The following is a 22,815-nucleotide window of genomic DNA, read 5'->3' on the forward strand; positions in this document are numbered from 1 at the left end:
GATCCCCTGTCAAAGTTTTAGACACCTTCAGGGCCTGCATTACAGGGCCCTCATTGAGCTTCGTCAGGTATTTTCTTCATAGGCCCTCATCTCAGACCCGGTTCTATTTGAATTGAGGGTGCCAAACCCCATTCACGCTTCTTGCTTTAAGGCTGGGTGCAATGAATGGAGATTATATGAAAGCTTCTTTAGTCGGAGTCGCAGCAGCGGTTCTTATGAGTGTTTTGGCTGGTTCCCCTGTTTCTGCCCAGGTTGCGGATGCTTCCGCCCAGGTTGTTAGCAAGAGCCAGTTGATCGTAGGCAAGCGTTACTATATTTCAGCTGACACGCTGAACGTGCGCTCCAGCAACTCCACCACAGCCAATAACGTTGTTGGTAAGCTGTCTAAAAATGACCTGGTCGAAGTGTATGACGTCTTGAATGAGGCGACACCGCTTGTGCAGATCAAGATCATCAAATCTTCCACGGTATCTCCTTATATCTCTTCTGATTTCTTTGTATCCAAAGATTATCTGAGCGAGCGTGAGCTGACATTGCCGACGTCACGTTATTTCGTGGTTCAGAACATCGCGACAGAGAAAACCCGTATCTATGAGCGTTGCACGGCGACTCCGAATTGCGCCCATAAAATGGTAATGGAAACAGACATGGTTGTGGGCCGCCCGGAAGAGGGTGATGGTCAGGATGACAATGCCTATAAAACATGGGTGGGTCATGCCCGTATTTCTGAATGGGTGAAGTTCTATCAGGATGGCAAAGCCTTCTATCCTCGCTGGTACACTCCGGGTCAGAGCATCAAGGACATTCCAGATCCGGTTACAGACAGCATGAGCCTGTACATGGGTGCAAGAAAGTGGCTTCGTAAAAACGAACAGGGCAAGACTTCCAATTATGGCGCGTTCGGTTGGTATGCAGCCAAGTTGACTCCTGCAGGTGAAAACGGTGGCGTGAACTATCAGTGGATCCACGGCACTATGGGCTGGGGTAAAGATGGTTCCAAGCCAATTGAAATCACTCGTATGAAGATGATCAACTTCTTCAGCAACCCGGGTTCCCATGGTTGCACCCGCTTGGAAAATCAGGCGGTGGCATACATGAGACACCTTTTGGGTCCAGGCACTGACATCTATCGTGTGTATGCTCGTGAAGCGTCCCGTGAGGCGGCTCCATTCTCCAGATACCGTGATTCTCAGCGCCCTCTTCCTTGGGAATGGATGCTGTTGACGAACGGTGCCGCTCAGTCCGGTGGTTTGACTGCAGATGCTGCTACGATCAGAGCTCAGGGCATCAGTGCGGTTGCGGGTGTGAATCTGATTGAACGTGGTATTTATCAGGTGAACCGTTATCCGACAGTGATGCCATTGAACTATAGCAAATCTGCGGCTTCCGGTTTGTCTGGTGATCGTTACGACATCGACAAAAAGTTGAAGAAGGGCCAAGGCACAAACTTCCGTGGTTACTTCCTGGTTGATGAGGGTCGTTTCGTCAGCTACTCCCACCCGAACTACAACGCAACAGGTGGTGCGGTTCGTGTAGGTGGTATGGCGGACTTCACGAACTCTGTTCCGGATTACCTGCAAGCGGGCGCGGGCAACTACTACCCACCAGCTGTTATCAAATAAATTTCACCAGGCATGGTTGAATGGAAAAGGCCGAAGGAAACTTCGGCCTTTTTTATTTGGCCCAATGCGCCTTTGAAATAATCTGTCTTGAAAATTGGAATGCCTCAGTAAGAATAATGGGATGCTAAGAAAAACATCTCTTTCTATTGTGTGTCTTTCCGCAGTTCTTTCCTCTGGTGCTTATTCCGCGACTTTGCAAGAGGCTTATCAGTCCGCTTTGCAGAAGAACGAAACAGTCGGAATCCAGAATGAACAAGTTCAACAAATTCGTGAACGAGTGAAGCAGGTGCGCGGGGGCATGTTCCCGCAGATTTCTGCAAACGCCACTTACTTCATGCAGCCGGCACCGTCAGACCCGGTGGCTCGTCAGTTCTTCCCTGAGCGGCAGACCACGGTGGCTTTGACGGCGAATCAGGTTTTATTCCGGGGTTTGCGAGAATTCGCAGCGGTTCGTCAGCAAAAAGACCTGGTGCAGTCCCAGGAAGAAATCCGCAATCAGGCGCTGATTCAGCTTTATCAGGATGTCACAAGTTCGTATCTGAACATCCTGACTCTGGAACAGGATCTGGATAATATCGCGGTTCAGCTGAAAATTTATGACGAGCGGGTGAAAGAACTTTCGTCACGCATGCGTCGTGGGGAATCCAGTTCTTCAGATGCGCTGACCGCGCAAAGCAGTCAGGCCGCTTTGAATGCCGAACATGAAATCATCACCGGTAATTTGAAAATGGCCCGCGAGGCTTTCGCTTTCTTGACCGGCCTGCCAACGGCCGAGCCTTTGACTGACCCGGAACTGGCCAAGTCGGTGAAGGTCGCATCTTTGCAGACTTATCTGGACAAAATTGAAAACCGCTATGACGTCAAAGCGGCGCGCAGTCAGCACCAGGCCATGGAAGAGGAAGTCAGCATCGCCAAAGGGGCGCACTGGCCTTCATTGGACCTGACCGGAAATTACTATCTTAAAAGACCCGACGGATACAGTGAAGATCTGAACTGGGACGTGCAGTTGAAGCTGACGGTGCCGTTGTTTGAAGGGGGCACCACCCAGTCTCGCGTGCGCGAAGCGGCGTCCAAACGCATTGAAGCGGATTTGTTGCTGTCTCGTTTGCGCAGACAGGCGGATCAGGAGATTCGCGCCTATTACGAAAACTTCCAAACCCGCCTGAAGCAGGTCGAGGCTTTGGAAAAGGCCGGGGATTTGTCGGAACGAAACTATAAGGTTTTGCAGAGAGACTATCGCCGGGGACTGGCACGCAATATTGACGTGCAGGTGGCGCTCACAGACTTCAGAATTGCAGCCCGTGCCCTGGATCAGGCGCGCTTTGCGGCTCAGATGGAGCTGGTGAAACTGAAAGTGGCTTCTGCAGAAATCGAAGCTCCGAAAGTGAAGGAAGACTAAGATGACATTGTCTGATTTATCAATTCGCAGACCCGTCTTTGCCTGGATGTTGATGTTTGGTCTGATCGTCTTCGGTGCGATCAGTTTTATGCGCATGGGGGTCAGTGAACTTCCCGATGTGGATTTCCCGGTCATTTCCATTTCAGTCCGTTACGAGGGCGCAGCGCCTGAAGTCATGGAAGCCGACGTTATTGACCCCATCGAAGACGCCCTGATCAGTATTCAGGGTGTGAAGAATATCTCGTCGGTGGCTCGGAACAGTACTTCCGACATCACAGTCGAATTTGATCTTGAACGTAACATCGATGTGGCCTTCCAGGACGTGCAGGCCAAGATGTCCCAGATTCAGGATGCTTTGCCGCAGAATATGGATTCACCGACGGTGATGAAGATCAATCCTGAGGACTTCCCGATCATGTGGCTGTCCCTTTCCAGCAATAAGATGCCGCTGGAAGAAATGATGGTCTTTGTGAAGGACTATGTCCGGGACCGTTTAACGACGGTACCAGGCGTGGGGAACTTGTGGATGCCCGGTTATCTGGAACCCAACATGCGTGTCTGGGTTCGCAATGAAGACCTGAACCGTTATGCGCTGTCCGTGATTGATGTGACCAACACTTTGCGCACCGAACATGCCGAACCTCCGGCCGGTCGTGCGGAATATGACAAGACGGAATACAGTCTGCGCACCCTGGGTGAAGCTAAAACCATTGATCAGTTCAACAAGATCCTGGTGAACAGCCGCGGCGGGGGGCCGAACTACATGCCTATCCCGCTTGAAAAAGTGGTGGAGTTCAAAGAAGGCATGGTCGATGTTGTGCAATTTGCCCGTGCCAATGGAAAAGCCGCGGTGGGCTTGGGCGTCGTCAAGCAACGTGGATCCAATGCCGTGACCGTGGCCCACGCCGTGAAAGATCGTATTGCCGAAATTCAAAAGACCCTGCCTGAAGGCATGCAGATCGTTGTAAACTATGACGGCACCAAGTTCGTGGAAGAATCCGTACACGAACTGGTATTGACGCTGATTCTGGCAGCCATTCTGACCTCGTTGGTGTGCTGGCTGTTCCTTGGATCGTGGTCATCGACTTTCAACGTATTGCTGGCCATCCCAACTTCGGTGCTGGGAAGCTTTATTATTCTTTATTTTGCAGGTTTCACGCTGAATATCTTTACCTTGATGGGGTTAAGTCTGGCGATTGGTATCGTCGTCGATGATGCCATCATGGTTCTGGAAAATATCATCCGGCACCTGGAAATGGGCAAAAGCAAACGCGAAGCCGCCCTGGTCGGTGCGCGCGAGATCACCTTTGCAGCGATGGCGGCATCCGTGTCCCTGGTGGCCATTTTCCTGCCGATTGCGTTCATGGAAGGTCTGATCGGACGCTTCTTGTTCCAGTTCGGTGTGACGATGAGTGCGGCGGTCATGATTTCCCTTTTGGAAGCCCTGACCCTGACGCCAATGCGCGCTTCCCAGTTTGTGGACTCCGGAGAGCGCACGACTCGTATCGGCCGCGGATTTGAAAGTATGTTTGAACGTCTTAAGAATGCCTACACCCGGACTCTTGAGATTTCTTTGAATCACCGCTGGAAGGTGATCTTAGCTTCCTTGGTCTTCTTTATCCTGAGTTTTGGCTCGGTGGCCTTCTTAAAAGGCGAATTCCAGCCGGCACAGGATCAGAGCTCTCTGATGATTCAAATCAGCAATCCGCCCAAGTCCGCAATTTCTTTCACCGACGAGAAGGTGAAGATCATCGAGGACTTCCTGCTTAAAAGGTCTGAGGTCAGTTCGACGTTTGTGGCGGCGGGTGGTTTCACCGGTGGTGAGGCGAACAATGCCATTATCTTTGTGGACATGAAACCCAAAGGTCAGCGCGGCAAGTCTGCGGAAAAGAACAAGGAGCTGAGTCAGCAGGAATTCATCGAAGTTGTGCGTGATTATCTGAATAAAACCATCCCGGACTCAAAGCCTCAGGTACAGGATCCTTCGACTCAGGGTTTTGGTGGCGGGGGCGGCAAAGGCTTCCCGGTGGAGTTCAGTATTCAAGGACCTGATTGGAACGAGCTGGGTAAATTCTCTGAACAGATTGTGGAAGAACTTAAAACCAGCAAGATTATGACCGACGTCAGCTCGGACTATCAGGCGGGGGCTCCGGAAGTGCAGATCATCCCCAATCGTCAAAAGGCGGCGGATCGTGGTGTCAGTGTGATTGCCATCGGTGAAGTTTTGAACGCGATGATGGGGGGCGTGGTCGTCGGAAGCTATGAAAAGGGCGGCCACCGTTATGACATTCGCGTGAAAATGCTTGAAAACGGACGCAATCCGCAAGAGCGTATCAAGGATCTGAAAGTGCGCAACAACCGTGGTGAGCTGGTGCCGATCGCGTCTGTGGTGGACATCAAAGAAGCATCGGTTGCTTCCAGTATCTCACGCAAGAATCGTCAGCGTTCGATCATCATCTATGGAAATATCGGCCCAGGACTAAGTCAGCAACAGTCGGTGGACAAGGCCCAGGAAGTCGCTCGTAAAACTTTGCCGGCAGAATACAAAGTTTTGCTGAGCGGATCTGCAGAAGAATTCCAGCAGAGCTTCATCAGTCTGATCTTTGCCCTGGTTCTGGGATTTATCGTGGCGTACATGATCCTGGCTTCCCAGTTTAACAGCTTCATTGATCCCGTGACGGTGTTCATGGCTTTGCCGTTCAGTTTCTCGGGGGCCTTCCTGGCGCTTTTGATTGGCGGGCAGTCTTTGAATATTTTCAGTATGATCGGTTTGATTTTGTTGATGGGTATCGTGAAAAAGAACTCGATCTTGCTGGTGGATTTCACCAATCAACGTCGGGATTCGGAAAAGATTCACGTGCACCAGGCGCTATTGGAAGCGTGTCCGACACGTCTTCGTCCGATTCTGATGACATCTTTTGCGACCATTGCCGGGGCTGTGCCAGCAGCCATGAGTCTGGGCCCGGGGGCGGAAGCCCGTCAGCCGATGGCCATCGCGGTTATTGGTGGGGTGTTTGTTTCGACCTTCCTGACTTTGTACGTGGTTCCTTGCGTATACAGTCTGTTTGCAAGGTTTGATCGGCGGGAAGTCGCCGTTGAAAACGCAGAATAGCTGGCAAAAGCCCCGCTCCAGCGGGGCTTTTTTTATGTGAACTGTCAGATTGAGAGCCTTCCGTGCTTGGGGGACAATGAGGTTTAAAAGTACGGAGGGTTTTATGATGAGTCAGATGGAGCTTTTGCGAAAGAAAAGTCACCCGGTGGATCAGGCGCTCACCCCGGAGGAAATTCAGCAATATCTCACTGTGCTGGATGGCTGGAGCCTGCAGGGTCTTCATATTGCCAAGTCCTTTGAATTTAAAAACTACTATCAGACCATCGCTTTCGTAAATGCCATTGCCTTCATTGTTCACACAGAAGATCACCATCCAGAATTGGAAGTGGGTTATAATCGCTGTGTGGTGAAGTTTTACACTCACTCGGTGAATGAGGGGTTGGGTGGAATTTCTGAAAATGACTTTATCTGTGCGGCTAAAATTGATGCCTTGGCCGGGAATCAGTTCGCCCCCATGTCTCACTGAATTCTAATTTTCATTCAGAAGCAGCATCAGCCCTTCAGCATCCTGAGGGGCTTTGATTTTCAAATCGTTATCAAAGAAAACGAATATGTCTTTGGCGGGACCGGTCACGGGGGGCAGTAAAGTCAGGCTGTCCTTTGGATTGTTGCCCTGTGCCCAGGCTTTAAGTCTTTGCGACCACCAGCGCAGCTGTTCGGGTTCGTAGCCTTTGCTGTAGAAAGTGTCATCGCCGTGCAGGCGAAGATAAAGAAAGTCGCTGGTGATGTCTTCCATATAGGGCCACTTGCCGGCGGTGTCGGCAAAGACCAAAGCCATATTGTTGCGGCGAAGCAGTTCTATGAAATCTGGATTTTCAAAGCTGTGGTGGCGAACTTCGACGGCGTGGCGAAGGGGCTTTTTGATCTGGGCTATATCCGCAGAATATTCACCGTGAAAGCGTTCTGATTTGCCAGCCAGTTTGACAGCGTCAGCAAAGGTGCGGGGAAGCAGGCGGAAGAAAGTTTCAAGACGTTCTTCCTTTTCCGGATTAAAAACAAAGTTGGGCGGCAGCTGCCATAAGAAGACACCCAGCTTTTCGCGCAAGTGTAAAACTCCCGACGCAAAGAAATTCGCCAGCGGAATTTCGACATTCTTCAAACGAGCGATATGAGTGATGTACTGCGGTCCCTTCACGGAAAAAACGAAATCATCCGGAGTTTCAGAAAACCAGTGCAGATAGGTTGAAGGCTTTTGATAAGAATAGAACGAGCCATTGATTTCAATCGAAGACAGATGTCGGCTGGCAAAGAAAAGTTCTTTCTTCTGGGGAAGATCCTGGGGATAAAAGGTGTTTCTCCACGGTGGATAGACCCAACCGGAGGTTCCGACTCTGTATTCCATGTATTCATCTTAGTTTGCACAAAGTTGTTTTTCATTCGGAAGTTCTTCGCTTCTTCAATATACAAAAACCGCTAACCAAATTTAGTTGGATATTTTGATGGACGCTTCTTAATTGTATCGACGTTGACGGTTGCCACTGGACTTCATCAGACTGACTTCACAAAAAAAGGAGTTCTGTATGAAAACGATTCTGATGTTTTTGATCACGGCATCCTCATTGACGGCGGGTGCGAAGTTTCTGGAAAGCCACTATGGGAAATTAAGAACCAGTGGGCATGTGCACAGCTGTTCTTTCCACAACAGCACGGGTGGAACACTTGATATGAAGTATGTCGTCTTTACGTTTGCTCCTCAGTCGGGCGACAGTGCTGACTATGATGTACAAGAACGTATTGATCAGGTGGTCGAGGCGGGAGATACCGCCAGTGCCTCTGTTCGTGAAGTGCGCGGCCGTCCACTGTGGTGCCGCTTCCTTGCAAGGTAAAGTCCAGGGGCGGATCCCGTATAAAGGTCCGCCCATTTTGTTAAAGTTCTATGTGAATTGAGGATCTTTGAATCTTTCTCTGGCTTCTTGGCAAATTACCGATGCAATGGTTCCCACGATTAGGGATCCATAGTTATCTGTTGCGGGATTAACCAAAGGAGGTTCTTTATGAGTTTCGGACATTTGTTTATTGGTTTTATTGTCACTGTGGCCGCGTGCACGACGTTCGCAAAGGGCGATGATCACTATTCGACCACAACAAAAGAGACAACGACAACCAAGGCCACAGATCAGGGTATGAACGAGTCGGATACGACTTTGACCCGTTCTATTCGTGAAAAGATCAACAGCGATGGCTCCATGTCGATGATGGGAAAAAACATCACCATCGTCAGTCAGAATGGTATGGTGACCCTAAAAGGAGCAGTGGCCTCTCAGGATGAAAAGAAAAAAATCAGCAGAATCGCGAATGAAATTTCCGGTAACAAAGTCTCTGACCAGATGACGGTTAAGAAATAGGGGGACCATATGGAAAAAGGTCATAATTCAGTATTTGGTATTTTTAGAAATCGTGCTCAACTGGAAAATTGCGTCAACCGCCTTAAAGCGGAAGACTTCCGTAACAGTGACATCTCTGTTCTTATGCCGCAAAAATCCGAAACCCGGGAATTCGCACACGAAAAAGGAACTAAAGCACCTGAAGGTGCCAGCGTCGGTGCTGGGGCTGGAGCCGTGATCGGCGGCAGTCTGGGCTGGCTCGTCGGCGCAGGAGTGATTGCGACCATTCCGGCCTTGGGGCCTTTGGTGGCAGCAGGTCCGATCATGAGTGCATTGGCCGGTCTTGGTGTCGGCGGCGCTGTCGGTGGGCTGGGTGGGGCCCTGGTTGGTATCGGCATTCCTGAATACGAAGCCAAACGCTATGAAGGTTATGTGAAAGAAGGGGGAATCCTGATTTCAGTTCACGTGGATGACGGGGACTGGGCGGACAAAGCCGAACGCATCCTTAAAGAATCCGGTGGGGAAGATATCTCCAAAGCGGGTGAAGTTCGCGGGGATAAATCATCTGGGCGCGATCTGCGTTCTCATCCATAGTAAGTTTTAATATCACGCCCCGGTTTCTGGCCGGGGCTTTTTCTATTTAGTGAATGGGGCCTTCATTGTTTCTTTCAGCCGCGCGCTGGGATGCCGAGGTAAGAAAAGACGGCGAAACAGAAGAGTGCGCATCCCTGCCTTCAACCGCATTGGCCTGACCTGGCCCTGGCATCACCATATTTGCCAAATACATCAAATCTGAAAACATATTCGGGAATCGCGCCTGCATGGTGGCGGCAATTTTTGTGGGTAGTGACAATATCAGTTCAGCATCACCACGCACACATGCATGGAAGATGCGCTGAGCGGCTGTATCTGCGCTGGTGCTTAGCAATGGCATAGAAGCCAGAATCGAAAACCAGGCGTATTCCTTTTGAACCTGACCTTTGAAGGTGGCGTGATCGATGGAACCTGTGCGCATGACATTGGGTGAAACTGTCGTCACGTAAATGCCCTTGGCAGCAAGTTCTGAATGCAAGCCGCGGGAGTATCCCACCAACGCGTGTTTCCCCACGCAGTAGGCGGCACGGTGGGGGATCGGAATCAGGCCGCCAATCGAGGCGATGTTCACAATGCGGCTGCCTTTGTTCATGACGGGCAGGCAGTGTTCGATGAAGTGATAGGGACCCCAGAAGTGAACCGCCAACGAATCCTCATAGTCGGCTTCGGTGACATGCTCCAGTGGTGAGGAGGATATGATCCCGGCATTGTTCACAAGCACATCGACTTTACCGAAGGTGTGAACGACTTGAGCCACGGTTTGCTCCACGTCCAAGGGGATGCGGCAGTCACAAACGAAGGTGTGAACCAGCGCTTGAGGGCTGTCCAGCTGAAGGATATTTTGCGCCCGGCGCAGTTCGTTGCCATCCCTTGCCGTCAAAGCCACGCTGGCCCCTGCACGGCAGAATTCTTTGGCAATCAAAAGCCCCAGCCCGCGCGAGCCTCCCGAGACCAGCACCACCGCACCCTTGAATGATCGCGATCTTATCTGGGTTCGGATTTTTCTAAGAAGCAGGGCTGAAACAAAACCTGTGGCGAAACCAGTGATAATTTTTTTTGTAAGGCTCATATGAGCTCCTTTTCTTCATCATAGGTGACGAAGGGGGGAGCTCAACGTGTAAGAATGCAGGGGCTAGTAGTAGTAAAGCAGGCGCGCTTCGCCACGCTGAACAGAGTTGGTTTCTTCGCCAGACAGACGCAGGCTTAAAGACTTGTTCACACTGAAGTTCACGCCCAGTGTGTTTTGACGATACTCGTGTTCAAAACCTTTATAATCGTAGCGATAATAGCTTTCAGCGAAAAGAGCAAACCAGTCACGATTCCAGCGGGCACTGACGGCAGGACCGGCACCGATCTTCCATGTGTCGCCGATAAAGTCAGGGCTGGTTTGACCTGTGGCACGCAACCACAGGCTGAGATCCAGATCGTTCCAATAGGACTTTGTGATACCAGAGCCCCCGCTCAGTTCGGTCCAGCGGCAAAGTGTGGTGCAGCCATTTTCATAGCCACGTTCCACAGACACTTTCAGGCGCCACGAAAAGCCCTGATTGAATGCATCTACTGGTGCCAGAGAGATCACTTCGTACACGGTGGCTTTGTCCAGTGCGATTTCTTCATTGTCCGGATTAAAGCTGAAGCTGAAAGCTCCCATCGTGATCTCGGCAGTTGGTGGGTAACCTTTTTTCGGATCCAGCAAATCATGCAGGGATAGTTTTGTGTCGAGCAGATAGAAGCGGTCTGAATTCCATTCGCGGTATCCCAAACCCCAGCGTCGGGATCCTTGAGCATCGTGAGGAGCTTCATTCCAGGGAGCAGGCACGGTCAATGGTTCTGAAGCTCCACCCAGTTCCGCACGGGCCAGCAGAATGTCTTTTTTAAACAGGTAAGCCCCTTGTTTGCGCAGGATTTCTTTTGGATATCTGAAATCCAGATAGTCCATGGCGGCATCCAGAGTGTCGCGCTTTTGCTGAGTTTCAAGGCCTGCAACCAACTGAGACAGGGATTCCGTTCTTGCGAACTGGCGGATGCGTTCTTGTTCAGCCGGGCCCAGCTTTTTGTAGCGGGTGTCGAAAGTCGCGCGGATCGAAGGGCGATAGTGAATGTTCTTAACCAGATCCTTCTGCTGATAAAGCGTTCCGACCGTGTCTGCCGGCATCACCTGGGATTTGAGGTCTTTGGTGAGTTCCAGCGACGGGCGGGCGGCTTCAAGCAAAGCCAGGATGCGGTAAGAACAGTTTTCTTTGAAATAGTGATAGTTGAATTCTGCACTGATCAGTTCCCAGATGTTGGCGACGATCAGCTGGACTTCTTCCGGGGTGAAGTTCAGGTCGTATTCCCACAAATCGCGGGATTCAAAGTCATTGTATTCACGGACTTTGTAATAGTACGGATTGATATCAAAGGTTCCGGGCATCAGGCCAGAGACGCCGAGGAAAGAATAGATAAATGGATTGTCAGAAACCTTTACCGCCGCATAACCCACGCCATAGTCAGACAGTTCGTAGCGTTCACCATCACGGGCCGAAGCACTTTTATTGATGCGCAGGAAGGTATGCCCGAATGCAGAGGCAGGATTGTTCAGATAGTAAGACGAGAAGACATAGGTCAAAGACTGCGGCTGAAGAATTTCGATGAATCTTTCATAGCGTTCACAGGGAACGGAGGGCAGTTTTTGTCCGCTGATTTTTTCAAGCCAGAGCTTTCGGGCGGGGAATACACAGGCCGCGGATTCATTGAACTGGCCATCTTTGGATTTGATTTTCTTTTCCGGATCCAGAAGGGCCGAGATGGTGGCCTGCAATTCCAGAGCGGGGTTGGTTTTTCCTTCAGGATGCAGGAAAAACGCGGGGTTTTCAGCCGGACTCGTGTAGCCGCCGAAAGTGTTCTTATCGTATTGCAGAAGTCGCAACCATTGAATGTTGTCGCCCCATTTTTCAGTGGAGGCGCGAGAGGACAGATCACCGGTTGCCAGAGCCAGTGAAGATATGGTCAGTGAAAAAAGCAAAAGCCCCATTTTCATGAGGCTTTTGTTGCAGAAACTCAAAGTCATTAGCCTTGGCAAGATTGAGCCAAAGTAACGATTTTTTCAGAAGAGTTCACGCCTGGAGCGTAGATCTCTTTGTAGTTCTGTTGAAGAGTGCCGTTGAATTTGGAATCACAGCCCAACATGTTATTCAAAGTGGACAGAGTCTCACCTTGGCCACGAGCGATGTCGTTTTCCAAAGCAACAGAGTTGGATTCGATGAAAGAGTTTACTTCAGCTTTGGCAAAAAGACCTTTACCGCAGTTGGAAGTACCGGAAGTGATACCGAAAGTTTGAACACCAGTACCGTTCAAAGTTGCAGCGATAACTTGCATCGCGCCTTCTTCGTTACCGAAAACCAAGGAACCCAGACCGCAACCTGCAACGCCATAAACGCCATTGCCTTTAAGACCGGAAGCAGCTTGTACAGATACAGCAGAACCCAAAACAGCCAGTGCTACGATGAATGATTTCACGTAATCCCCTTTTTAAAACGCCCGACTTTATTGTCGAAGACCTAAAAATTATGAAAAACGAAGTGAGACTTGGCAAGGACTCATCAGGTGCTGACAGATAAACTTGGTGTTATTGACCCTGAAGTCTGGGTTTGCTCAAAAAACAGGCTAAAAAAGGACGTCCGCATAGTCATCTGACAAATGCTTTTTAACTTCCTGAATAAAAGTTTTCACATTTATGTTTTGTCGGTGACGAATGGGGGTGACCGCCCAGATGTCTTTGCGCCCTTCGCTGAAGTTTTCCAACAGTGAAACCAGACGGCCTTTTTTGATGTCTTCAAATGCGTAGGACCCCGGAAGTCTTGCCACCCCCAGGCCGGACAGCACGGCTTTTTGCAACACACGCGGATTGTTGCATTTGAAATTTCCTTTTACCGGAACTTGAAAAGATTTTCCCCGTTTGCGGAAGCTCCAGGATGATCTTTCTCCGATGCAGTTGTGTTTTGCCAGATCCTCAGGATCTTTCAATGCTGGGGACGCGCTAAGGTAAGCTTTGGAGGCGACTACGTATTCAACTCGTGAAGCAATTTTAGTGGCCAGCAAAGAGGAGTTTTCCAGGTGCCCGATACGAATGGCCACATCGAATTTTTCCTCAATCAGATCCACCACGCGGCTTGAAAAATCCAGTTCGATTTTCAGATCGGGATAGCGTTTGGCCATGTCAATCACCACGGGGGCGATATAGTCCTCGCCAAAGATTCCGGCAAGGGTGACGCGCAGAACGCCGCGGGGAGTGTCTGACAGATCCAGGATTTCTTTTTTTGCCGAATCCAGATTTTGCAGTGATTGGCGGCAGGTTTCCAGAAAACGTTCGCCGACACTGGTCAGCTGGACTTTACGGGTGGAGCGGACAAACAGGGCCACCCCCAGGTCTGATTCCAACTGGCTGATGGTTTTGCTGATATGGGACTTGGAAACACCCAGAGCCTGAGCCGCGGCGGAAAAGCTTCCGGAGTCGGCGATTTTGACGAAAGCTATGATTCCCTGCAACGATCTTATTGTTTCCATGCAGAAACAGTATTGTTCCTTTCGTTGCCTAGTCAAGTGGGGGTTGGGAAATTATAATTCCTTCTTATTAACTAAGGAGAATTACATGAAAATCAAAGCCGCAGTTGCCTGGAAAGCCGGAGCCCCTTTGTCCATCGAGGAAATTGATCTGGAAGGACCTAAAAAGGGCGAAGTTCTGATCAAGGTTGTAGCGACGGGCGTATGCCATACAGACGCTTTCACGTTGTCCGGCGCGGATCCAGAGGGTTTGTTCCCGGTGATTCTGGGTCATGAAGGCGGCGGCATCGTCGAAGAAGTCGGCGAAGGTGTGACGACTTTGAAAAAAGGCGATCATGTGATTCCGCTTTATACTCCTGAGTGCAAAGAGTGCAAATTCTGTCTGTCTGGTAAAACCAATCTGTGCGTGCGCATCCGTGCGACTCAAGGCAAAGGCCTGATGCCGGATGGAACCTCCCGATTCTCGAAAGATGGCAAAATGATTCATCACTACATGGGTTGTTCCACTTTCTCGGAATACACTGTGGTTCCGGAAATCGCTTTGGCCAAAGTCAATCCTGCGGCACCTTTGGACAAGGTCTGCCTGCTGGGTTGTGGTGTGACCACCGGGATTGGCGCTGTTTTGAACACGGCAAAAGTTGAAAAAGGTGCGACGGTGGCAGTATTTGGTTTGGGCGGCATTGGTTTGTCTGTGATCCAAGGTGCAAAAATGGCCGGAGCTTCCCGTATCATCGCGATCGATATCAACGATGCGAAATGGGAAATGGCGCAGAAGTTCGGTGCTACGGACTTTGTAAACCCGAAAAAACATGACAAGCCAATTCAGCAGGTGATCGTTGAAATGACTGAATGGGGCGTGGACTATTCCTTCGAGTGCGTGGGTAACACCCAATTGATGCGTGCGGCGTTGGAGTGTGCACACCGTGGCTGGGGCCAGTCCATCGTGATTGGTGTTGCTGGTGCTGGTCAGGAGATTTCAACTCGTCCGTTCCAATTGGTGACGGGTCGTGTGTGGAAGGGATCTGCTTTTGGTGGGGTTAAGGGCCGCACGGAGCTTCCAGGTTATGTGGAGCAATACATGTCCGGTGAAATCAACATCGACGACATGGTGACGTTCACAATGCCACTTGAAGATATCAACAAAGCCTTTGATTATATGCATGAAGGAAAAAGCATCCGTTCTGTCATCAAAATGTAGAACGGGCGGGGGATCCATGAATCTGACACCTTTAAAAACGCATAAAACATTCCAGGGACTGACTCAGTTCTGGGAGCACGACTCTGCTGTGACTAAAACCAAGATGAAGTTTTCAACTTTCATCCCCGAGGGTAAAGTCAAAGGCTGCGTGATCTGGCTTTCCGGTCTGACCTGCACGGATGAAAATTTCATCACCAAGGCGGGCGCGCAGAAATATCTGGCAGAGCACCAGTTGATGGTGATTTGTCCGGACACTTCGCCGCGTGGCTTGCAGCTTCCCGGAGAACATGACAGCTATGACTTCGGTTCCGGCGCGGGCTTTTACGTGGATGCGACAGTGGATGGTTATAAAGACCACTACAAGATGTACAGTTATGTGAATGAAGAGCTTTATTCCCTGATTCAGAAACAGTTTGAAGTTTCTGCCGAGCACATTTCCATCATGGGGCATTCCATGGGTGGGCATGGCGCTTTGGTTTTGGGTCTGCGCAATCCAGGCAAGTATCGCTCTGTCTCGGCGTTTTCACCGATTGTGAATCCGATTCAGTGTCCGTGGGGGCAAAAAGCCTTCGCAGGATATCTGGGGAACGACGGCAGTACGTGGTCGCAGTACGATGCCACAGAATTGGTAAATAGTGGGGCCCGTCATCCGGCCAAAATCCTGATTGATCAAGGGACGCAAGATGAGTTTCTGCAAAAAGGCCAGTTGCTGACTCAAAACTTTGAAGGTGCCTGCAAAACTGCGGGGCAGCCTTACGAAGTGAACTATCGGGAGCAGTACGACCATAGCTATTACTTCATTGCGACTTTCGTTGAAAGTCACATCAAGTTTCACGCAAGCGTTTAAAGTAAAGAGGCCGGTTTCCCGGCCTCTTTTTTTTCAGCTTTCTTAGATTTTTCCCATATCCAGAACGAATCGATAGCGCACGTCGCTTTTCAGCACTCGTTCATAAGCCACATTCACTTGTTCCGGAGAAATCAGCTCAATTTCCGGTGTGATGTTGTGTTTGCCGCAGAAATCGAGCATCTCTTGGGTTTCTTTGATCCCACCGATTGCAGATCCTGCAAAACTTCGACGCATCAGAATCAGCGGGAAGACATTTACAGACAGCGGTTTGTCCGGAGCTCCGACTGACACCAAGGTGCCATCCAGTTTCAGCAAGCTGAAGTAATTTGCCATTTCAAGATCTGCGGAGGAAACCGTATTGATGATCAGATCAAAGTACAAAGCATTGTCTTTGAAAGCATCGGCATTTTTAGTCAGAATAAAACGATCTGCACCAAGTTTCAAAGTGTCGTCCTGTTTGCTTTCAGAGTGACTAAGAACTGTGACTTCCGCACCCATGGCTTTGGCCAGTTTCACACCCATGTGTCCAAGGCCGCCAAGTCCCATGATAGCCACTTTTTTGCCCGGGCCGGCCTTCCAGTGTGCCAGTGGCGAATACAGCGTGATTCCCGCACACAGCAGGGGAGCTGCTTTATCCAATGGCAATGAATCAGGGATGCGCACGACGAAGCTTTCTTTGACGACAATCACGTCGGAGTATCCACCTTGAGTGATACCGGAACCGTCGCGTTCCATGGATCCGTAAGTCAAAGTTTGACCGTCCATGCAGTATTGTTCCAGATCCTGTTTGCAGTGGGCGCATTCGGCACAAGAATCCACCAGGCAGCCCACGCCGACATGATCGCCGACTTTATATTTGGTAACTTTGGGACCTACGGCGCGAACAACGCCGGCGATTTCGTGACCGGGAACCATGGGGAATTGGCCGGGGCCCCATTCGTCGCGAACCATGTGAATGTCAGAGTGGCAAATGCCGCAGTATTTGATGTCGATAACAACGTCATGATCTTTAGGATCACGGCGCTCAAAAGAGTAAGGTTTCAGAGGTGCTTTGGAGGTGTGGGCCGCCATGCCTTTAGCCTGGATCATAAGAGTTCCTTTGTTGGATGTTTCGGGATCAAACCAATACTACGGTACTGGCTGTCATTGAAAAACCATCTTCGGCTTTATGTGCTTTTAAGAATTACTTAACAATTCCTGACATTTGTATTGTTAAGATTTGCTTAATAGCGCATGAAGAAAGGGTTCATTCTCCTTTATAGTGAAATCGGCATATGATTTAGTAAGTTCAAGACAAGCTGGAGATTTATGCGTCTATTTAAAACGGTCCTGATTGTACTGCTGGTGGGTTGTCTATTGGGTGTAGGAGGAATTGCGATGGTGGGTTGTTCTTCATTTGGATCTTTGCCTTCAAAAGAACAGGCAGAGGCTTATCAAAATTCTCCGAACTATGACAAAGAAAGAAAAGTTTTTGTGAATCGTCGTCCACGTCTGGTGGAAGAAATGCGCAAGCGCACGATGAATTTCTCAACGACCAAGGAATTCCTGTTCGGCGGGGATGCGGAAAGAATTCCGACAGAGCATTTGCCAGAGGTCAAAACGGACTTTGCCAATTTCAATCAGGCTGGTGATGACTTCAAGGTGGTTTGGTTCGGGCATTCCAGCGTACTGATGAAGCTGGATGGAAAAAATGTTCTGATCGATCCGGTGCTTTCAACATCCACCGGACCTTTTGGATTTATGATGAAACGATTCCAAAAGCCGGTGATTGAGCTTTCTGAATTGCCTGAAATTGATGTGATCATTGTGTCCCATGATCACTGGGATCATCTGGACATGGACTCAATCAAATTCTTTAAAAACAAAGCCACACGTTTCGTGGTTCCGCTGGGGGTTGCCGCACACCTGACGGGCTGGGGCATTGAAGCCAGTCGGATCCAGGAATTGGACTGGTGGCAGGGTGTGGAGATTGCCGGTATCAAGTTCACCGCAACACCGGCCCAGCATTTCTCTGGACGGGGTTTGACGAATCAGAACAAGTCCCTGTGGGCTTCATGGGTGATTAAAAGCTCCAAGCACAACATTTATTTCTGTGCGGACTCTGGTTATGACACTCACTTCAAGGATATTGGTGAAAAGATGGGGCCTTTTGATTTGGCCTTTATTGAAAATGGTCAGTACAACGAAAAGTGGCGCGAAGTCCACCTGTTGCCGGATGAATCCATTCAGGCCTTTAAGGATCTGAATGCGAAAAGATATTTCCCGATTCACTGGGGTATGTTCTCGTTGGCGTTGCATTCCTGGTCCGAGCCTATCGAAAAAATCTCGGCAGCGACGACTCGTGATGGGATTTCTTTGGTTGCGCCACAGATCGGCGAGGTCGTGACGATCAACGATCAGTACGTGACTCAAACTTGGTGGAAGAAAAACAGCAACGCCAAGGCGGACTAAAAAAGGGAGCCTTATGCAAAGTGATCAGCTGGATGGACTTATTGCGCTGAAGCTGGTGGCGGAGAAAAGAAACTTCACCGCCGCTGCCACAGAGTTGGGCATTTCGGCCTCGGCAGTCAGTCAGGCCATCAAGCAGCTGGAAAGTCGCTTGGGGGTTGCACTGCTCAGTCGCACCACCCGCAGCACCAGTCTGACAGAGGCTGGGGATCAGTTCCTGGCCCAGGCGGGGCCTGCGTTGGATCAGATTCTGGCGGCTCTTTCCAATGTCGGCACTTACGCTCAGAAGCCGTCCGGACTTTTGCGGCTGAATATGCCACGCATGATATATCCGTGGTTTTTAGCGCCTCTTATTGTGAGCTTCCGAAAAAAGTATCCCGAAGTCGCAGTGGAGTTGTTCTTTGAAGACGCCACCTCGGATGTGATTGGCCAGGGTTTTGATGCGGGCATCAGGCTGTCGGATGTGTTGGCAAAGGACATGGTCGCGATGAAGCTGATCGGGCCAGTGCGTTTTGTGCCGGTGGCGTCCCCGAAGTATCTGAATAAAGCCGGTCGTCCGAAGCACCCCAAGGATCTGTTAAGTCATGATTGCATTGTGGCCCGTTTGAACACCGATCGGATTTATGACCGGTGGGAGTTTGAACAAAAAGGCACAGAGTTTCAGGTGCAGGTGAAGCCCGCTTTGATCTTTAATGATTCTGTGCAGGCTTTACGTGCGGCCGTTGATGGCTTGGGCATTATGTATGCGGCAGAAGAAGTCGTGGGTGATCAGCTGGCTGCTGGAAAACTGGAACTGGTGCTGAATCAGTTTTCGACCAGCAGTACGGGATTTTATTTGTATTACTCAAAACGCTCTCAGGTTCTGCCGAAACTAAGAGCGTTTATAGAACACCTCAAGTCAGAAGGCGTGGTGTAACTTCCTACCAGCATTGGTGGTGGCAAGTGGATGCGGCACCACCGGCATCAACGCACTCTTTAATGCAATCGCGCAGATAGTCCCGGGCTTTTATAAACTGTCTGGGGCGAGGTGTGCTGACATCGTTCGCTGAGCAGAAATGGCGGTCCCCGGCCCAGCCGCGACCCATAGAGCAATAATAGTGGTTGCCCTGTTCGTCGCAAGGGGTCTCTGTGTAGTTGCATACTGTGGCCGCCTGGGCTGGCAGTCCCGACATTAATAACAATCCAAGTACAAAGATGTATTTCATTATTCATTCCTTTCGTGGTTGGGATCTGCCGTTAAAATAGTCATATTTATTATTGAATAAAAGTTCATTAAAGTTATATATACATAACTTATGGATATAGGACGTGTTCGTTACTTTCAGGTGTTTGCAGAGACTGGATCGCTGGTAAAGGCGTCAGAGGTGTTGCACGTGTCGCAACCGGCCCTGTCCAAAGCTTTACGTTTGTTGGAACAGGAGGTAGGCGCAAAGCTACTGGAACCTGAAGGACGGGGATTGCGCCTGACTCCAGCGGGGCAGCGCTTTAAAAATGAAACGGCTGGTCTGCTGGATCAATGGCTCAAAATCCCGGAAAATCTGCTGCGTTCCGATGCGGAAAAAAGTCCTTATCGTCTGGGCTCTTTCGAGGTTTTCACCACTTATTTCCTTGGCCATTTGATGAAGTCAGTCGATCTGGGGCCATTGGAACTGCATGAGTATCGTCCGGGGCGACTGGAGCAGGCGATTGCGGATGGCGTGGTGGATATCGGTATTACCTATGCGCCCATTCCAAAGGCGGGTGTGGATTTTGCTGAGGTTACTAAAATAAAAATGGGAATCTTTGGCCTGAAGAAATTTAGAAGCCAGAGTTGGAGTGAGTTGCCCTTTGTTGTACCCTTGTTGCCGACGCAGGGAACGCCGTCAAAGGTGCAGGGCCTGGATGGCTGGCCGGATCATGAATACAATAGGCAAATTCTTTACCGTGTCACCATGATGGAATCGGCTTTGGAACTATGCCGCCAGGGGGCGTGCGTGGCTTATCTGCCCGAGTTCGTGGTAAGTCTTCATAATAAAGCAATTCTGCCAGAATTTCGCCTGATAGAGCTGGAGTCCCCTCTTCCTCAAAAAGAGCGAAAGCAGAGCGTGTTTTTGATTCAACGAAAGAACAATGTCGAAAGTACACTGTACCGGCAGATTGCCAAGAGCCTGCGTAACCTGAGTTAAGGGCGGCGTCTTTGTTGCCGCAAGTGAAGGCGGTCATCAGTATGTCGGCGCAGGCTTTTGTTGAAGATCGTACCCGCAAAGGGATTGAAGATTCCAAAAAGGCTTTTGCCAGCGTGGAAAGAATTGAACGACTGGCAAAGTACCATGGCGATAAAGCCCGTTGGGTGGTGGATGCGTGGACCGAGGTGTGGTTGTCCCCTGAGTTTGCCAATTGGTCTTGCAGGATGTTTTACCAAATGTGCATTGCCCGGTTTTAGTGATTCACGGTGATCACGATGAATACGGTTCTGTGCGCTTTCCTGATATGATTTGTGATTTGGTGTCGGGACCTTCTGTGAAAAAGATCCTGGTTGGCGGGGGCCACGTGCCCCATAAGGAAAATGAAGAGGGTGTCCTTACGATGGTGCAGGAATTTTTAGGTTAGTTACTGCTGACTTTCGACCTTGCACTCGGCCCATTTTTGCCAGACTTCGGCTTCCATATAGCAGGCCTTCATGTGAGCGGGCGTATCGCTAAGTTCGTCATAACAATAGTCCATAAAGTCCGGACCGAAGTTGCTGCTTTCATCAAAGAACACGGTGGTCTTTGGTTTCAGCGCTTTGCAAGTATCTTCCTGCGCCCAGGATAAGATGGGTGTGCTTGCAATCAGACCGGCGATAAGCAATTTCATAATGACTCCTAAAGGCTTCTTCTTATCCCAGCAAACAGAGGAAGGGAACGGCTAAGGATCGCTGTGAAATTTTCATCTGGTTTGCTGTTAAAGATCCCTTTAAATACATATTGGCAAACCCTGAAGGCCCGCTGTAGAACGGCTTTCATGAAAGCAATGTTGGTTTTGCTATTGTTGATGCCCGTGATAAGTTCTGCGGTCGTCGGGGGAAAGACCCTGACGGATGGGTCTTTCCGTCAGACGGTGGCTTTGACCTATAAAGCATTACCCAATCAATCCCAGGGTGAGGTCTATTGCAGCGGCACCTTGATTGGTCCGCGCTTGGTGTTGACGGCGGCCCATTGTATTTCTTTGGGAGCCAAAGCCTTTAAAGTCACCAAAGAAGAATTCGCCCAGCGCACGTGGATCTATATCGGGGATTCCCCCGTTGAAGCCAAACCCATGGCAACGCCGCAGTTCAAAGTTCAGCGGGCCGTGATTTATCCCCCAAGTGATGCCAGTCACAGCGACCTTGCGGTGTTGGTGCTGGAACAGGAAGTGAATCTTGAAAACTATCAGATCCGTCCGGCACCTCTGATGATTGCGGGTAAGTCTTTGATCGGCCGGGAGCTGACTCATGTCGGATTTGGTCAAACCGAAAGCAAAGGCCCTAAAGGTGAAAAGGCGGCGTTCAGCCTGCCAATTCGTGGTTTGAACGGATATAACGGTCTGGAAGTGGGCGAGATGTTTAAGCCAAGTCCCGGCGCTTGCCACGGGGATTCCGGGGGCAGTGCTTATGTGACTGACGTTGATGGCAAGATGAAGTTTGTCGGAGTGGAAAACGCCATTTCAAACCATCCGTGCGGGGAAGCGGCGACATTCTTTGTGCCTGTGTCCGAGAATATGCTGCGCTGGATTCGTGCTTTAAATATGCCTTTGTTCGAGTAAATTGCCGTCGTTTACGCCAACTTTTGGAATTCTTGTTTTAAGACCTCGCGAAACCAGGCTTTAAGGGGATCTTTGTGAGTCAAAGAATGCCAGATCATACGAATCTCGATCTTCGGAATATCGACCGGGCACTTTTGCACCAGCACCGGGAAATGTTCGGCATACTTTTTCAATAACAGCGAAGGCGCAGTAAGTACCAAGTCCGTCGAAGCGACCGTCCACGCCAGTCCGGTGAAGCTGTAGGATCCAAATGCAATATGGCGTTCCAGGGTCCTTCCGTTCACACGTCTGCGCAGACCGTCTTTAAAATCTCCCTGAAGTGTGATCAGGGCATGATCGCACTCGTAAAACTGCGCAGCTTTTAGTGTCCCTTGGATAATGGGATGATTTCTGCGATAGGCGGTGGAAAATCCGTCTTCATAGACCTTCACCTGATAAAAGCCTTCGGGCATGTTTTTATAGAAGCCGGCAATGGCCAGGTCATACACGCCACTTTCAAGCTCGGGCTTTGGCAGATCTCCGCCGGTGGGGCGGAAAGATATTTGCAACCCCGGGGCTTCAGTTTTCAGTCTTTTTAACAGGGCTGGCGCTAAAATCACTTCAACCATGTCCGTGGTCGCGATATTGATGCGCCCTTGGGCTTTCTTGGGATCGAACTTTTCCGACTGTTGGGCGAGGGCGCGTGCTTGTTGGGTGAAGGCTTCAACTGCAGCCCGCATGTTCTTTGCTGTTTGGGTGGCTGACATGCCTTTGGGAACGCGAACAAACAGAGGATCATTAAAATGATCGCGCAGTTTGGCCAGGGCATGGCTTGCAGCGGACTGACTCATATTCAGTTCATCGGCTGTTTTTGAGATGTTGGACGTCCGATACAGACTTTCAATGATAAATAACAGGTTTAAATCCAAGCCTGGCTTCATGGGTTCCTCTTAATTCGTTATGATTATTTCAGATAGCTATTATGAAA

Annotated in this window: 23 protein-coding genes; 14 read left to right on the plus strand and 9 right to left on the minus strand. The window is 50.1% G+C overall.

What is annotated here, in order from left to right:
* Positions 1-176: 176 nt before the first annotated feature.
* The 4 genes from BDT_RS04220 to BDT_RS04235 all read left to right on the plus strand — a co-directional run bounded on the left by BDT_RS04220 (position 177) and on the right by BDT_RS04235 (position 6,599).
* Complete coding sequence (locus BDT_RS04220; protein ID WP_235046261.1) at positions 177-1,622, plus strand: L,D-transpeptidase; 1,446 nt, start codon at positions 177-179, stop codon at positions 1,620-1,622.
* Between the two features lie 121 nt (positions 1,623-1,743).
* On the plus strand, positions 1,744-3,021 hold the full coding sequence (locus BDT_RS04225) for a TolC family protein (RefSeq protein ID WP_015090025.1): 1,278 nt from the start codon (positions 1,744-1,746) through the stop codon (positions 3,019-3,021).
* 1 nt (position 3,022) lies between these two features.
* Positions 3,023-6,133, plus strand: a complete 3,111-nt coding sequence (locus tag BDT_RS04230) for an efflux RND transporter permease subunit (RefSeq protein ID WP_041577016.1) — start codon at positions 3,023-3,025, stop codon at positions 6,131-6,133.
* Positions 6,134-6,236: 103 nt separating this feature from the next.
* Positions 6,237-6,599: a 4a-hydroxytetrahydrobiopterin dehydratase gene (locus BDT_RS04235; protein ID WP_015090027.1), complete on the plus strand. Its 363-nt coding sequence runs from the start codon at positions 6,237-6,239 to the stop codon at positions 6,597-6,599.
* 3 nt (positions 6,600-6,602) lie between these two features.
* Here the strand turns inward: BDT_RS04235 and BDT_RS04240 are convergent, their stop codons facing one another.
* Positions 6,603-7,475, minus strand: a complete 873-nt coding sequence (locus tag BDT_RS04240; protein ID WP_015090028.1) for a DUF72 domain-containing protein — start codon at positions 7,473-7,475, stop codon at positions 6,603-6,605.
* A gap of 178 nt (positions 7,476-7,653) precedes the next feature.
* Here BDT_RS04240 and BDT_RS04245 point away from each other — a divergent pair, with 178 nt between their 5' ends.
* The 3 genes from BDT_RS04245 to BDT_RS04255 all read left to right on the plus strand — a co-directional run bounded on the left by BDT_RS04245 (position 7,654) and on the right by BDT_RS04255 (position 9,051).
* Positions 7,654-7,959 carry a hypothetical protein gene (locus BDT_RS04245; RefSeq protein ID WP_015090029.1) on the plus strand — a complete coding sequence of 102 codons (306 nt, stop codon included), beginning with the start codon at positions 7,654-7,656 and terminating at the stop codon, positions 7,957-7,959.
* A 168-nt stretch (positions 7,960-8,127) separates the two neighbouring features.
* A complete protein-coding gene (locus tag BDT_RS04250) occupies positions 8,128-8,478 on the plus strand; it encodes a BON domain-containing protein (protein ID WP_015090030.1) in 351 nt (116 codons plus the stop codon).
* Between the two features lie 9 nt (positions 8,479-8,487).
* Positions 8,488-9,051: a hypothetical protein gene (locus tag BDT_RS04255; RefSeq protein ID WP_015090031.1), complete on the plus strand. Its 564-nt coding sequence runs from the start codon at positions 8,488-8,490 to the stop codon at positions 9,049-9,051.
* 46 nt (positions 9,052-9,097) lie between these two features.
* Here the strand turns inward: BDT_RS04255 and BDT_RS04260 are convergent, their stop codons facing one another.
* The 4 genes from BDT_RS04260 to BDT_RS04275 form a co-directional block, all read right to left on the minus strand.
* Positions 9,098-10,120 (minus strand): SDR family NAD(P)-dependent oxidoreductase, encoded by a 1,023-nt coding sequence (locus tag BDT_RS04260; RefSeq protein WP_015090032.1) that lies wholly within the window; start codon positions 10,118-10,120, stop codon positions 9,098-9,100.
* 63 nt (positions 10,121-10,183) lie between these two features.
* Positions 10,184-12,070, minus strand: coding sequence for an Lnb N-terminal periplasmic domain-containing protein (locus BDT_RS04265; RefSeq protein ID WP_235046262.1), 1,887 nt, complete (start codon positions 12,068-12,070; stop codon positions 10,184-10,186).
* Between the two features lie 29 nt (positions 12,071-12,099).
* Entirely contained in the window at positions 12,100-12,549 is a 450-nt protein-coding gene (locus tag BDT_RS04270; protein WP_015090034.1) for a DUF3015 family protein, read from the minus strand.
* A 147-nt stretch (positions 12,550-12,696) separates the two neighbouring features.
* Positions 12,697-13,596 (minus strand): LysR family transcriptional regulator, encoded by a 900-nt coding sequence (locus BDT_RS04275; protein WP_015090035.1) that lies wholly within the window; start codon positions 13,594-13,596, stop codon positions 12,697-12,699.
* 85 nt (positions 13,597-13,681) lie between these two features.
* Between BDT_RS04275 and BDT_RS04280 the strand changes: the two genes are divergently transcribed.
* Positions 13,682-14,791, plus strand: a complete 1,110-nt coding sequence (locus BDT_RS04280) for an S-(hydroxymethyl)glutathione dehydrogenase/class III alcohol dehydrogenase (protein ID WP_015090036.1) — start codon at positions 13,682-13,684, stop codon at positions 14,789-14,791.
* 16 nt (positions 14,792-14,807) lie between these two features.
* Complete coding sequence (fghA, locus tag BDT_RS04285) at positions 14,808-15,638, plus strand: S-formylglutathione hydrolase (RefSeq protein WP_015090037.1); 831 nt, start codon at positions 14,808-14,810, stop codon at positions 15,636-15,638.
* Between the two features lie 42 nt (positions 15,639-15,680).
* Here fghA and BDT_RS04290 read toward each other — a convergent pair whose 3' ends face one another.
* Entirely contained in the window at positions 15,681-16,727 is a 1,047-nt protein-coding gene (locus tag BDT_RS04290; RefSeq protein WP_015090038.1) for an NAD(P)-dependent alcohol dehydrogenase, read from the minus strand.
* 219 nt (positions 16,728-16,946) lie between these two features.
* Here BDT_RS04290 and BDT_RS04295 point away from each other — a divergent pair, with 219 nt between their 5' ends.
* Together BDT_RS04295 and BDT_RS04300 are read left to right on the plus strand one after the other, a co-directional pair.
* Complete coding sequence (locus BDT_RS04295; protein ID WP_015090039.1) at positions 16,947-18,089, plus strand: MBL fold metallo-hydrolase; 1,143 nt, start codon at positions 16,947-16,949, stop codon at positions 18,087-18,089.
* Positions 18,090-18,102: 13 nt separating this feature from the next.
* Positions 18,103-19,002: a LysR family transcriptional regulator gene (locus tag BDT_RS04300; protein ID WP_015090040.1), complete on the plus strand. Its 900-nt coding sequence runs from the start codon at positions 18,103-18,105 to the stop codon at positions 19,000-19,002.
* A gap of 4 nt (positions 19,003-19,006) precedes the next feature.
* Here BDT_RS04300 and BDT_RS19165 read toward each other — a convergent pair whose 3' ends face one another.
* A complete protein-coding gene (locus tag BDT_RS19165; RefSeq protein ID WP_148278706.1) occupies positions 19,007-19,291 on the minus strand; it encodes a hypothetical protein in 285 nt (94 codons plus the stop codon).
* A gap of 90 nt (positions 19,292-19,381) precedes the next feature.
* Here BDT_RS19165 and BDT_RS18930 point away from each other — a divergent pair, with 90 nt between their 5' ends.
* A complete protein-coding gene (locus tag BDT_RS18930; RefSeq protein WP_080602326.1) occupies positions 19,382-20,251 on the plus strand; it encodes a LysR family transcriptional regulator in 870 nt (289 codons plus the stop codon).
* A gap of 41 nt (positions 20,252-20,292) precedes the next feature.
* The gene (locus BDT_RS18935) at positions 20,293-20,508 is read left to right on the plus strand and encodes a hypothetical protein (protein ID WP_015090042.1); all 216 of its coding nucleotides are present in this window, start codon (positions 20,293-20,295) and stop codon (positions 20,506-20,508) included.
* 167 nt (positions 20,509-20,675) lie between these two features.
* On the opposite strand, the gene BDT_RS04315 is transcribed toward BDT_RS18935, so the two are convergent.
* Complete coding sequence (locus tag BDT_RS04315; protein ID WP_015090044.1) at positions 20,676-20,921, minus strand: hypothetical protein; 246 nt, start codon at positions 20,919-20,921, stop codon at positions 20,676-20,678.
* A gap of 147 nt (positions 20,922-21,068) precedes the next feature.
* On the opposite strand from BDT_RS04315, the gene BDT_RS04320 reads away from it, so the two are divergent.
* Positions 21,069-21,848, plus strand: a complete 780-nt coding sequence (locus BDT_RS04320; RefSeq protein WP_148278707.1) for a S1 family peptidase — start codon at positions 21,069-21,071, stop codon at positions 21,846-21,848.
* 11 nt (positions 21,849-21,859) lie between these two features.
* Here BDT_RS04320 and BDT_RS04325 read toward each other — a convergent pair whose 3' ends face one another.
* A complete protein-coding gene (locus tag BDT_RS04325) occupies positions 21,860-22,768 on the minus strand; it encodes a LysR family transcriptional regulator (RefSeq protein WP_015090046.1) in 909 nt (302 codons plus the stop codon).
* Positions 22,769-22,815: the final 47 nt, after the last annotated feature.

The organism is Bdellovibrio bacteriovorus str. Tiberius, from assembly GCF_000317895.1.
GTDB lineage: Bacteria > Bdellovibrionota > Bdellovibrionia > Bdellovibrionales > Bdellovibrionaceae > Bdellovibrio > Bdellovibrio bacteriovorus_F.